Here is a 13044-nt window from a genome sequence, read left to right as displayed (position 1 = left end):
GCGGGCGGCGCGCGATCTCATAGGCGCCCCATCACGACCGGCGAACCTTCCTCCCACAACCCGTGAAGAACCGGAAAAAACCCAGGCTCATCAACGCAAAACGGCCGGGTCCCCCACAAAAACAGGGAACCCGGCCGTTTCCAACAACAACGAGCGCTTAGTGTTGCTTGGCGCCACGCATCTGATGCACCACGCCCATCACCACGACGATGGCCGCCGCGATGCCGGTGGAGATCACGATGGTCTGGTAGTCAGGCATGAACGCCATGGTCACCAAGGCCGCCACGATGAATGCGATCACCAGGTAGGTCAGCCAAGGGAACAGCCACATCTTCAGGCGCACTTCCTTGCCTTCGGCGATCAGCTTGCGGCGCATGCGCAGCTGCGAGAAGGCGATCACCAGGTACACCAGCAACGCGATCATGCCAGTGGTGTTCATCAGCGTGTCGAGCACGTCTTTCGGGCGCAAGGTCTCGCTGAAGTTGATCAGCGCACACACCACGGCCACGGCGCACGAACCCATGATCGCGTATACCGGTACACCGGTGCCGGCGCGGGTGATCTTGAAGGCCGCCGGGGCATCGCCACGCTGGGCCAGGGAGAACAGCATGCGCGAAGCGGTGTAGTGGCCCGAGATCAGGCAGCTGCTCACCGAGGTCAGCACCACGAAGTTCATCAGCAGTTCGGCATAAGGCACGCCCAGCAGCTCCAGGGTACGGCGGTAGGCGCCATAGCCGGAGACGCCCAGGTGCGGGTCGTTCCACGGCACCAGGCAGACGATCAGGAAGATCGAACCGACGTAGAACAGGCACACACGCCATACCACCGAGTTGGTGGCCTTGACGATCTGCGCGGCCGGGTCCTTGGCCTCGGACGCGGCGATGGTGACGATCTCGGCACCAAGGAAGGCGAACATCACCCCGAGCAGCGCCCCGATCACGGTGGTGAGGCCGTTGGGCATGAAACCTTCGGCGGTCAGGTGGGTCATGCCACGCACTTCACCGAACTGCCAGATGTTCATCACGGCGGCGGTACACACCACCAGGAAGCAGACGATCGCCACCACCTTGATCAGCGCGAACCAGAATTCGAACTCGCCGTAATGCTTGACGTTGAAGAAGTTGACGGTGATCAGCAGCAGGGTCGTGGCCAGCACGAACACGTTGACGCTCACATCGGGGAAGAAACCATGCAGGATCTTGCCCGCCACATAGGCCTCCCAGGCCATGAGGATGACCCAGTACCACCAGTACAGCCAGCCGATGGTGAAACCGGCCCAGCGGCCAATGGCGCGGTCGGCATAGGTGGAGAACGAGCCGGTGTCGGGCGAGGACGTCGCCATTTCACCGAGCATGCGCATGATCAGCACCACCAGGATGCCGCCTGCCAGATAGGCCAGGACCGCGGCCGGGCCGGCGCTGTGGATCACGCTGCCGGAACCGACGAACAAGGCGCCGCCGATCACCCCGGCGATCGACATCATCGTCAGGTGGCGCGACTTGAGCGAGGCACTAAGCTTGCTCTCGTGCTCGCCTTTCGCGTTGGTGGTTGTGGATGTAGCGTCCATCAGTCGTGTACCCCGTGCTTCTTTTTATCCAAGGAAAACCGTGAAACCCCGATGGCAATCGGTCTCACCTATACATCAGTGCTGTTGCGGGCAGGATGGTGTGAACGAACGAACACACGCAGGCCATCCATGGCGGCCTGCTGACGCGCCCCGGGGTTGCCTCCAGGGCGTACTGAAATGCTTTATGTGGCGATATCTGGCACCTAATGTAAAAATGTCGGGCACAGAGAGCCATGCACAGCGGCATGAAATACGCACTGCACTGTACAGGCCGGCGATGCAATACACCCGCGATACCCAGCAGGCGCCAGGCGTCATGCACCCCTGAAGGCACCCCAATGTTCGAACTTTATCCAGACTCCTCCACGCCGCTGGTCACCCAGATCATCGACGGGCTTCGCGAGCTGATCGACAACCAGACACTCAAGCCCGGGGCCAAGGTGCCGTCTATCCGCGCCTTCGCTTCCACCTATTCGGTGAGTACCTTCACCGTGGTGGAGGCGTACGACCGCCTGGTGGCCCAGGGGCTGCTGGTCAGCCGTGGCAACGCCGGATTCTTCGTCAACCGCGCGGTCGCCGAACTGCTGGACACTCACACCATCGAGGCCGACGCCAGTCGACCATCGTTCAACTCCGAATGGTACCTCCAGCAGATCTTCGAGATCCGCCAACTGCCCTACAAGCCGGGTTGTGGCTGGCTGCCCAACGATTGGATGTACGAGGACGGCCTGCGTCGCGGCCTGCGCCAGGTGGCTGGCAGCCCGCTGGAGTTGTCGGGCTACGGCGACCCCATGGGCCTGCACGAACTGCGGGCGCTGACCGCGCAGAACCTGCAACAGGAGCTGTCGATCGTCGCCAACCCGTCGCAGCTGATGCTCACCCATGGCGCCAGCCAGGCCCTGGACCTGGCCGCCCGCACCCTGGTGCGCCCAGGCGATGTGGTGCTGGTCGACGACCCGGGCTACCCCAACCTGATGAGCATCCTGCGCACCCAGGGTGCGACGCTGGTAGGGGTGCCCCGTACCCCGGCCGGCTACGACCTCGATCAGCTCGAACGCCTGCTGGCCCACCACCAGCCCACCGCGTTCTTCACCCAGCCGCACCTGCACAGCCCTACCTGCTCGCGCACGCCGCTGGCGCAGCTGCACCGTTTGCTGCAATTGGCCAACCAGCACGGGTTCCGCCTGGTGGAAAACAACCTGTACGCCGACATGATGGCCGAGCCGCAACCGTGCCTGGCCAGCCTCGACCACCTGCAGCAGGTGGTGTACGTGGGCAGCTACTCCAAAAGCATCTCGCCCAACGTGCGGGTCGGCTACATGCTGGCCAACCCCGAGCTGATGCAGAAGCTGCTGCACCTGAAGATGCGCTCGGGCCTGACCACCTCGCAAGTGATGGAGCGCGTGGTCTACGCCGCCGTCATCGATGGCCGCTGGCGCAAGCACCTCAAGCGCCTGCGCCAGCGCTTGGCCGACGCCCACCAGGAAGTGGGCCGTCACCTGCATCGGCTGGGCTTCGAGCTGTTCATCGAGTCGGACGAAGGCATGTACATCTGGACCCGCCACCCGGCCATCCCCGACAGCGCCGCGCTGCTCGACGACGCGCTGGAGAAAGGCATCATGCTCGGCCCCGGCCAATTGTTCATGGTCGATGCCAAGGCCACCGGATGGATGCGCTTCAATGTGGCGTTCAGCACTGAGCCGGCGATGTGGGAGTTGCTCGAGAAGGTGCTGGTCAGGCATGTGCGGCGGGGGGGCTGACGGGTTCGTGAGAAATGCATCACATGATGCATGGGATGCCTGCGCACGCCAGCGGAATGTTTGAGGCGACTCCCGATTGGGGTGCGACAGGCATTGTATCGTGAGGCAATAGGCCCACGCTCAGTCCTTGATGTTCCATTTACCCGCTTTTGATTTGTCGTCCATGAACCTCAATATACCATCCTCCACGCCTAGCGGTCTGCCAGTTTCATAGTCCCTTTGCCAAATCTCGTAGTAGTCTCCCTTGTCGACAAAGGTCACCTTGTCGTACTTGGAACTATACACATGGAGCCATCCACTCTCGGAGTCAATGTATTTCCCTTTCTGGTGTGCGCAGGCCACTTTTAAATACCCGCCCCAATTCCCATCTTTTGCCCAACTATCAACGACCTCGACCCATAAGGTCGCAGCCATGCCCGAGGTAAGCTCCAAGTATTCAGGACCCGTTGGTGAGGCGCGTACAAGAGTATCGGTGCCGGTTTTCCCAGGGCTAATATGAATACCTAGATAGCCATCCTTGGTGAAGCGCACAATCGTTCCCCCCCCTTCATCAGAAAGACCGTAGTACAGCTTGAATGGTTCTTCACGCAACTTACCCATGATAGCTTCCCTCATAATCCATGGTTAGGCCGAGTGCGTTTACTCACCCACCAACTCAGCCCATTACAACCAGAGCAATCCGTGCCCATGAGAAAACCGGAATCTCATCGAACGTACGCCCCAATCGATTCATTCCAATGATGCGTACCCACATAGTCGCTTGCGTAGCTGTTCCTCCCTTGTTAGTCGCAGATCAACCCTAACGCGACCTTTCCTTGTCGTGCTACTGATAAAAATGTCAGGTGCATAATAAAACAAGGGTACTCAGTGAACGCCGCAACGCTGAAATGGCCCGAGTATCGAAAGAAATAACAGCTGGGGCCGGCTCAATGCATTGCATGACTCCAGAACACACGGGGGAACAGACGTCGAGCAGCTGGAGTCGAGCAGCCGGCGCTTGCCGCCGATAGCCGACCGGCTGGATGCATTGGGGCGCACGTTTCATCCTTGAGATCGGTGCCGCCTGAACCACCGCGAAGAAGACAATGCAGTGCATCGCCACCCTCGATCAGGCTATCAGACAACCCCTTCAGCCCGGCTCTGCGCGGCCGGCTGCTTGCGCTGTCCCAGCAACGCCCGTGCCGCCAACGCCGCCACCACCAACCCCGGCGATGCCGCCAACAACAGGCCGCCCACGCCCGCCCCAGCCGCCAGGATCTGCCCCGCCGCCAATGGCCCGGCCATCGAACCCAGGCGCCCAACCGCCACCGAGGCGCCTACGCCAGTGGCGCGGACCTGGGTCGGATACAAGGTCGGCGCCAATGCATACAACACAAGTTGCCCACCAATCGCGCAGTAGCCCGCGGTGAACCCGGCCAGCAGCATCAGGCCGAAACTGCTCGACAACCCCAGACCCGCCAACGATGCCAGCATCCCGGCGTAGGCGATGAACACCGCGCGCCCGGCAAACCCACGGTCCATCATGCGCCCGGTGAGGAAAGAGCCCGCCGCGCCACCCAGGTTGAACAGGATCTGCACCACGCCTGCCTGCGGCCGGCTGAAGCCCTGACCGATGAGCAGCGAAGGCAGCCAGTTGAGCAGCATGTACAACACGGTCAGGGTGAAGAAGCACGCCACCCACAACAACAGCGTGCGGCTCATCTGCCCAGGCCCGAACAGCTGGCCAAGCAGGCCGTCACTGCCGGTCTTGACTGCGCCCTGGGCACGGAATGCCTGGGACTCCTTGAGCCAGACCATCAGTACCAGGGCGACGGCGATCGGCGCGATGCCGCCGACGTAGAACACCGTGCGCCAGCCCTCGCCCACCCCGGCCATGCCGATCACCGAGGCCAACGCCCCACCCAATGGCACGCCGCAGTAGGTCAGGCTCACCGCCGTGCTGCGCAGGCGCTCCGGTGCCGCCTCGCTGGCCAGGGCGATCAGGATCGGCAACGCCGCCCCCAGGCCAAGGCCGGTCATCAGCCGTGCGATCAGCAACGACGTGTAGCTTTCAGCATGGGCGGTGCCCAACGAGAACCCGCCGAACAGCAACACCGCCACGATCAGGATCGCCTTGCGCCCCAGCCGGTCGGCCAGCCAGCCGCCGACGAACGCGCCTGGCAGCAACCCCAGCAACCCGGCACTGAACACCCAGCCGAGCATGCCCGGGGTCAGGGCGAATTCCTTGGCCATGTGTGGCGCGGCGATGCCGGTGGCCTGCAGGTCAAGCCCTTCGAGCAACGCCACGAGAAAACACAGGCCGATGGTGAGCACGGCCTTGCTGGATGACGCGGATGAATGTCGCATGTGTGGCCCCTCTTGTTGTTATCGGTTGGCAAGTCAAAGGCGGAACGTGGCCCGTAGCGAGACGAACGACGAGTCTTCGCCGCCGGCATCCTTGATCGCCGAGCCGACGTCGTAGTACTTGAGGTCGAGGTCCAGGGTCAGGTTGGGCGTGGCCAGCCAGCGGGTGTTGGCGCGGTAGATGGTGCCTACGTGCCGGCCGGTGCCGCGCGTGTTGGCCAGCAGGCTCATGCCGGGCATGTACACGCCGTCTTCTTCACGCTGCTTCCATACCTCGAGGATGCCCGGCTCGAAGCGCAGGCTGCGCCAGGGCGAGAAGCCGAAGGTCGGCCCGACCACGATGACGTTGCTCAGGGTGGTCAGGCTGGCTTCGCCGTAGACCCCGTTGCGCGGATACAGCGGGTCGAAGGTGCCGACCTTGCCGTCCCCGAGGTCGCTGTCGCCACTGGCGGCATCGATGCGCATGCCCAAACGCGGCTGCCACGGGTGGGCGAAGGTGTAGCCACTGTCGCTCGACAGTGCCCAAGCGCGGATCGAGGCATTGCCCAGGTGGCCGGTCTGCCCGGCCAGGTTCCAGCTCCAGTCCAACGCCTGGTGGCGGCCGAACAGGCGTGTGCCGAAGGTGTAGCGCTGCTCGTCACCGGACTCGCCGGCCAGGCTGCGGTCGTCGGTTTCCAGGCCGAAGGCGAACAGGTCCATGTTCCAGATTCGTGACAGCGGCAGGGTGCCGTAGAGGCCGTAGAACTTGATGCTATTGTTGCTGCCGTCGTCCCAGCTGTCTTCGCCTGTCTTGAGCGGGCGCACGGCGAAGGCGTCGAGCTTGCGCCCATCATTGAGGTTGAGGCTGGCGCGCACGCCGTCGAAGCTAAGGCGAATGTTCGGCACGTCGCGGTAGGTGACGAACACCTGGTCGCCGAAGGCCATCTCCTGGCGCCCCACGCGGGTGGTGTAGCGCCCGCCTGCGAAGTCGTAATTGAAGTCGACGAAGGCCTGACGCACTTCATTGCGGCCTTCGTCGTTGGGCGAGTACAGGTCCTTGCCGAAGGCGCGGGTGTTCTCGACCTGGACGAAGGTGCGCACGGCATCGTCGAACAGGTGCAGGTCGGCATGGGCTTGCAGCCGTTGCAGCAGGTAGGAGTCGTCTTTCAACCCGCGCAGGCCGAAGAACGGCTTGTCGAGTGCGTCAGCGCGGTAACGGGCCTCGGCGCCGACTTGCAGCCAGGCCGACTCGGACAGCCGATGGTAACGCAGGCCATCGAAGGGGTCGGTGGCCTTGGCAGGGTCGTCGAGAAAGCGATAGTCCTCGATCCAGCGCGGTGCGCCGGGGCGTCCGGGCCGACTCTCTTCGAGCGGGCTGGCCGCATGCACGGACTGGCAGAACGAAAGCAGCAGCAGGGGCACCAACGCCCCGTTCAACGGCCTGGTCATCAGAATTTCCCTTTACTTGTTTTTATATTTGTTCTTACAAACTGGATAACTCTGTTAACGATTATTTTTGTTAACTATGCTGCCGTCAATAGGGCGAACGCAGCCGCAAGGAACGATGGCCATCAAGCGTTCGTTTATCGCACGCTTTTGCACTCAATGGCTGCGACACCCCGTCATCGGCCGCTAGAATTCCGATGGCGCGACGTCTAGCTTGCGGTCGTGCAAAAAACACTCATTCATTACAAAAACAAGAGCACCTCAATGAATTGCCTCCGCCCCCTTGCCGCCCTCGGCGTGCTCATGCTCGGCGCCAGCCAGGCCCTGGCCGCACAAACCGTTAAACAACCAAACATTCTGTTGGTCGTCGCCGATGACCTCGGTTTCTCTGACCTGTCGGCCCTGGGCAGCGAAATCCAGACGCCGAACCTGGACAAGCTGCTGGCCGACGGCCGCCTGATGCTCGACTTCCATGCCGCGCCCAGCTGCTCGCCGACCCGCGCGATGCTGATGTCCGGCAACGACCCGCACCTGGCCGGCCTGGGCATGATGTCCGAAGCGCGCAAGCGCCTGCCGGCAGGTTCCGAGGTTCGCCCCGGCTACGAAGGCGTGCTCGGCGCCAATGTCGCGACCCTGGCCGAACTGCTGCACGACGCCGGCTACCGCACCTACATCGCCGGCAAGTGGCACCTCGGCATGCAGCCGGCGCAGCAGCCGCAGAACCGCGGCTTCGACCAGGCCTACGTGCTGCTCGAAGGCGGCGCCGCGCACTTCAAGCAAGCCAACATGGACCTGCAGTCGAACTACAGCGCCACCTACCGCCACAATGGCGAACCTATCGAACTGCCCGAAGACTTCTACTCCACCACCTGGTACACCGACCGCCTGATCGAGACGATCGACCAGGGCAAGGCCAGCAACAAACCGTTCTTCGCCTTTGCCGCCTACACCGCACCGCACTGGCCGCTGCAGGCACCGGACCAGTACCTGGCGCAATACCGTGGCCGCTACGATCAGGGCTACGAAGCGATCGCCCACCAGCGCCTGGAGCGCCAGCGCAAGGCCGGCCTGGTGCCCACCGATTTCCCCTTGGACGCGCAACTGGAAGGCGTACCCAGCTGGGCGTCGCTGAGCGATGAGCAAAAACGCCAGTCGGCGCGCACCATGGAGGTGTACGCCGCCATGGTCACGGCCCTGGACGCCGAGGTCGGGCGCCTGGTCGAGCACCTGCGCAAGACCGGCGAGCTGGACAATACGCTGATCCTGTTCATGTCTGACAACGGCCCGGAGAACGCCACCCGCGTCGACCCCGAGTGGATCAAGGCGAACTTCGACAACCGCCTGGACAACTACGGCCGCCGCGACTCGTTCCTGATGATCGGTTCGGCCTGGGCCCAGGTCAGCGCCCTGCCCAGCCGCCGCTACAAGATGACCACCTACCAAGGCGGCATCCGCGTACCGGCCTTCGTCTACTACCCTGCGACCATCAAGGCGGGGCGCAGCGAAGAGCTGGCCAGCGTCCGCGACATCATGCCGACCCTGCTGCAACTGGCGGGTGCGCCGATGCCCGGGATCAAGTACCGCGACCGCGACATCGTGCCGCCGCAAGGCACCTCGGCGCTGAACTACCTGCAAGGCCAAGACAGCCAGATCCACGCCAGTGACGAGGCCCTGGGCTGGGAAATCAACGGCAGCGCCTCGCTGCGCAAGGGCCCGATGAAGCTGTTGTGGGATGCCACCGACGGCAAGCCGGCTTGGCACCTTTACGACCTGCGCAAAGACCCTGGCGAGCACCACGACATCGCCGCCGCGCACCCCGAGCAGGTGGCGCTGATGCTGCGCGACTGGAAGGCCTATGCCCAGCGCAGCAACATCGCGATCGCTGCCGATGGTCGCCCGGCCAGCCCGGCTCTGGCCAAGCCAGCCCTGGCCAAGCAGCAATGATCGCCCGAGTGGCCGGCTGCGCAGCACTCGCTGCCGGCCTACTCGCCGTCGCCTACGCCGCGTGGCCGCAAGCCCCGGCGCCGGTGCTGCTGTGCGCAAGCTACAGCGGCCTGCCCGCGCAGCGCCAGGGCCCCTGGCGTGACGGCATGGTGCAGGTGCCGGGGGGCGAGTTCAGCTTCGGCTCAAGCCGTTTCTACGACGAGGAAGGCCCGCCCCATCCCGCCAGGGTGTCGGGCTTCTGGATCGACGTGCACCCGGTCACCAACGCCCAGTTCGCGCGTTTCGTGAAAGCCACCGGGTATGTCACCCATGCCGAGCGCGGCATCAGCCTCGAGGACGACCCTACCCTGCCCGACCACCTACGGGTACCGGGGGCGATGGTGTTCCAGCAGGGGCCGGAGGTGCTCCGCCCCGGCTGGCAGTTCGTGCCCGGCGCCAGCTGGCAGCACCCACAGGGACCGGCCAGCAGCCTGGACGGGCTGGACAACCACCCGGTGGTGCAGATCGCCTTGGAAGATGCTCAGGCCTACGCCCGTTGGGCAGGCCGCGAACTGCCCAGCGAGGCGCAGTTGGAATACGCCATGCGGGGGGGCTTGGTCGACGCCGACTTCAGCTGGGGCGCCAGCGAGCAGCCCAAGGGCAAGCTCATGGCCAATACCTGGCAAGGCCAGTTCCCCTACCATAACGCGGCGAAAGATGGTTTTACCGGGACTTCGCCGGTGGGCTGCTTCCCGGCCAATGGCTTCGGCCTGTTCGATGCCGGCGGCAATGTCTGGGAATTGACCCGCAGCGGTTACCGGCCGGGCCACGACGCCCAGCGCGATGCGGCGCTCGACCCGCCGGGCCCGACCCTGGATGACAGTTTCGATCCCGCCGAACCGGGCGTGCCGGTGGTGGTGATCAAGGGTGGCTCGCACCTGTGCTCGGCAGACCGCTGCATGCGCTATCGGCCTTCGGCACGCCAACCGCAACCCGTGTTCATGGCAACCTCGCACGTGGGCTTCAGAACGATTCGGCAATGAAGGGCAAAGGGGCGGCGGCCGCATCGATGGCCGCCACCTGCCGATCGAGGTCGGGTAGCAGGTAATTGAAGAAGAACCCGACGCTTTCCTGCTTCTCCCGGCGTAACAGCGACTCCACCGGCAGCGCCTCGATGCAGCGGGCGCAGCGGGCCCAGGCGTAGGTCTGCAAGGCCGTGGCACACAGCGCCAGGAAGTCGCCAGCGGCGCGATACGGATACTCGGGGTCGTCTGCGGCCATCAGCAATACCTTGGCCAGCACCGTCGCCAAGCTGTCACAGACCCTGCCCAGCTCGCTGGCGGCCTTGCCAGCCGACGCCCCAGCCTCGGTGCGCAACTCGCCCAGCAACAGGGCGAAGCCTTCACCGCCATCGCCGAGCACCTTGCGCAACAGCAAATCGTTGGCCTGGATCTCGTTGGTGCCTTCGTAGATCATCGCGATGCGGCTGTCGCGCAGGGTCTGCTCGATGGCGAATTCCTGGCTGTAGCCATAGCCGCCGAACACCTGCAGGGCCTTGCTGGCCAAGCTGAAGCCCTGCTCGGTGAAGGCCGCCTTGATGATCGGCGTCAACAGCGCCGCCAGCGTCGCGGCCTTGGCCCGCTGCCCAGGGTCGGCGGCCGCTGCGGCGACATCCAGCCACTGCGCCGCCCAGTAACCCAGCGCACGCATGCCCTCGGTGCGCACCCGCAGCTCCAGGAGGGTGCGGCGCATGGCCGGGTGCCGGTGGATCAGGTCGGCACCATCCACGCCCTTGGCCCGCCCCGGCGCAGCCATCTGCCGCCGTTCCAAGGCATAGTCGCGGGCCTGCTGCCAGGCCACCTCGGCATGCCCCAACCCTTGCAGGCCAACATGCAGGCGGGCCGAGTTCATCATCACGAACATCGCCGCCAGGCCGCCGTGGGCCTGGCCGACCAACCAACCGCGGGCACCGTCGAAGCGCAGCGCGCAAGTGGCGCTGCCGCGGATGCCCAGCTTGTGTTCCAGGCCATCGCAGTGCACGGCATTGCGCTGGCCATCCTCGCGCCACTTCGGCACCAGCAGCAGTGACAGCCCGCGGCTGCCGGGTGGCGCGTCCGGCAAGCGGGCCAGCACCAGGTGGAGGATGTCGTGAGTCAGGTCGTGCTCACCCCCTGAGATGAACAGCTTGTTGCCGCTGACCGCGTAGCTGCCGTCGCCCAGAGGCTCGGCGCGGCTGCGCAGGAGGCTGAGGTCGCTGCCGGCCTGGGGTTCGGTCAAGCACATGGTGGGCAAGGCCGCGCCACTGACGATACCCGGCAGGTAACGCGCCTGCAGTTCGGCGGATGCATGGGTTTTCAAGCACAGGTAGGCACCATGAGCGATGCCGGTGTACATCGCCCAGCCGTGGTTGCTGCCGAACAGCATCTCCTGCAACGCCGCATCCAGCACCAGGGGAAGCCCCTGGCCGCCAAGAGCGGGGTCGCATGCCAGCGCCGGCCAGCCGCCTTCGACATAGGCGCGGTAGGCCGCCGGAAAACCGTCCGGGGTGCGCACCTCGCCCGCCTCCAGCCGGCAGCCCTGGCGATCGCCCGATGTGTTCAACGGCGCCAGCACCTGCTCACCGAAGCGGGCCGCCTGTTCCAGCACCTGGGATGCCAGGTCCAGGTCGATGTCGGCATACGCCGGTAGCTGTGCCCAGGTCTGGTCGGCCTGCAGCCAGTGTTGCAGGACGAATTGCATGTCGCACAGGGGAGCCTTCCAGGCCATGGAATACCTCGAGTTCAGGCAACGAAATGGGGGTTTTCGATCAGCAGCGCCATGCCTTGGCCGCCGCCGATGCAGGCCGCAGCGATGCCATAGCGCAGGTTGCCCTGGCGCAGCTGCCGCGCCAGGGTGTGCACCAGGCGCAGGCCGGTGGCGGCCAGCGGGTGGCCGAGGGCGATGGCGCCGCCATGCACGTTGAGCTTGTCGACATCGAGCTGCAGCGCCTGGGCCACCGCCAGCACCTGGGCCGCTTGCGCCTCGTTGATCTCGAAGCGGTCGATCTGCTCCAGGCGCAGGCCACTGCGTTCGAGCAGCAGGGCGATGGCCGGCGCAGGCCCGATACCCATGGTTCTGGGCGGCACGCCAACGGCCGTGGCCACCAACAAGCGCGCTAGCGGTAACTGAGCGCAATCGGAGAAGCGCGTGACCAAGGCCGCCGCCGCGCCATCGACCACCGCGCAGCTGTTGCCGGCGGTTTGCACGCCACCGCTGTGTACCGCGCGCAAGCGCGCCAGCGCGGCCGCATCGCTCGGTCGGGGGTGGCTGTCCTGGCTGACCTCAGCCACGCCACGCGGCAGGGCGATGCCGCGCGGCAAGCAGCCGTCGGCCTCGAATACCTGGGGGATGACGCTGACGATCTCCTCGTCGAACCAGCCTTGTTGCTGGGCCTGCAGGGCGCGCTGATGGCTGCGAAGGGCCCAGGCATCCACCGTCTCGCGATCCAGGCCGTATTCGCGGGCCAGGTTCTCGGCGGTGCCGATCATGTCCACTCCAGCCGCCGGGTCGTACAAGGCCTCCCAGAGAAAGTCCTTGAAACCGACCGGCGCGCCAAGACGAAAGCCTCCCCGGTGTTCATAGGCCGCGATCGGGTTGCGTGACATCGACTCAGCGCCCACGCACAGCACCTGCCGCGCGCCACTACGCAGCTGCTCGCCGGCCTGGCGCAACAGCTCCAGGCCGGTGCCGCAGATACGCTGCACCGCCAGCGCTGGCACCGCCTGCGGCACGCCGCAGTACAGGCCGATATGGCGTGGCAGCATGTAGGCATCGAAGCTGGCCTGGGCCATGCTGCCGGCAAGCACACTGTCCACCGTCTGCGGGGCGATACCCGACCGCGCCAGCACCGCGCGCCCGGCCTGGATGCCCAGGTCGATGGGGGATACCCCAGCCAGTGCACCCCCCAGGTCGACCCAGGGCGTGCGCGCCATCTCGACGATGGCGGCGTCCTCGAACGCCGTGCACAACCCGTGGCGGCTCATGGCC

Annotated in this window: 9 protein-coding genes; 3 read left to right on the top strand and 6 right to left on the bottom strand. The window is 65.0% G+C overall.

Annotation, left to right across the window (positions count from 1 at the left end):
• Positions 1 to 157 precede the first annotated feature (157 nt).
• Positions 158 to 1567, bottom strand: coding sequence for an amino acid permease (locus tag IAE37_RS23635; protein WP_201177448.1), 1410 nt, complete (start codon positions 1565 to 1567; stop codon positions 158 to 160).
• Between the two features lie 338 nt (positions 1568 to 1905).
• On the opposite strand from IAE37_RS23635, the gene IAE37_RS23630 reads away from it, so the two are divergent.
• Positions 1906 to 3327, top strand: coding sequence for an aminotransferase-like domain-containing protein (locus IAE37_RS23630; protein WP_201177446.1), 1422 nt, complete (start codon positions 1906 to 1908; stop codon positions 3325 to 3327).
• 120 nt (positions 3328 to 3447) lie between these two features.
• On the opposite strand, the gene IAE37_RS23625 is transcribed toward IAE37_RS23630, so the two are convergent.
• From IAE37_RS23625 to IAE37_RS23615, 3 genes are all read right to left on the bottom strand, one after another.
• The gene (locus IAE37_RS23625; RefSeq protein WP_201177445.1) at positions 3448 to 3927 is read right to left on the bottom strand and encodes a hypothetical protein; all 480 of its coding nucleotides are present in this window, start codon (positions 3925 to 3927) and stop codon (positions 3448 to 3450) included.
• A gap of 516 nt (positions 3928 to 4443) precedes the next feature.
• Positions 4444 to 5673 carry a 3-(3-hydroxy-phenyl)propionate transporter MhpT gene (mhpT, locus tag IAE37_RS23620; protein ID WP_201177444.1) on the bottom strand — a complete coding sequence of 410 codons (1230 nt, stop codon included), beginning with the start codon at positions 5671 to 5673 and terminating at the stop codon, positions 4444 to 4446.
• A 33-nt stretch (positions 5674 to 5706) separates the two neighbouring features.
• Positions 5707 to 7098 (bottom strand): alginate export family protein, encoded by a 1392-nt coding sequence (locus tag IAE37_RS23615; RefSeq protein WP_201177443.1) that lies wholly within the window; start codon positions 7096 to 7098, stop codon positions 5707 to 5709.
• 261 nt (positions 7099 to 7359) lie between these two features.
• Between IAE37_RS23615 and IAE37_RS23610 the strand changes: the two genes are divergently transcribed.
• Together IAE37_RS23610 and IAE37_RS23605 are read left to right on the top strand one after the other, a co-directional pair.
• The gene (locus IAE37_RS23610) at positions 7360 to 9039 is read left to right on the top strand and encodes an arylsulfatase (protein ID WP_201177442.1); all 1680 of its coding nucleotides are present in this window, start codon (positions 7360 to 7362) and stop codon (positions 9037 to 9039) included.
• Complete coding sequence (locus IAE37_RS23605) at positions 9036 to 10061, top strand: formylglycine-generating enzyme family protein (protein ID WP_201177441.1); 1026 nt, start codon at positions 9036 to 9038, stop codon at positions 10059 to 10061. The genes IAE37_RS23610 and IAE37_RS23605 overlap by 4 nt, the downstream gene beginning before the upstream one ends.
• Here the strand turns inward: IAE37_RS23605 and IAE37_RS23600 are convergent.
• Both IAE37_RS23600 and IAE37_RS23595 read right to left on the bottom strand, forming a co-directional pair.
• Positions 10042 to 11784, bottom strand: coding sequence for an acyl-CoA dehydrogenase family protein (locus tag IAE37_RS23600; protein ID WP_201177439.1), 1743 nt, complete (start codon positions 11782 to 11784; stop codon positions 10042 to 10044). The genes IAE37_RS23605 and IAE37_RS23600 overlap by 20 nt on opposite strands.
• 14 nt (positions 11785 to 11798) lie before the next feature.
• Positions 11799 to 13040: a thiolase family protein gene (locus IAE37_RS23595; RefSeq protein ID WP_201177451.1), complete on the bottom strand. Its 1242-nt coding sequence runs from the start codon at positions 13038 to 13040 to the stop codon at positions 11799 to 11801.
• Positions 13041 to 13044: the final 4 nt, after the last annotated feature.

Origin of the sequence: Pseudomonas sp. S31, assembly GCF_016648105.1 — a bacterium.
Lineage (GTDB): Bacteria > Pseudomonadota > Gammaproteobacteria > Pseudomonadales > Pseudomonadaceae > Aquipseudomonas.
This window is presented reverse-complemented; position numbering and strand designations above follow the sequence as displayed.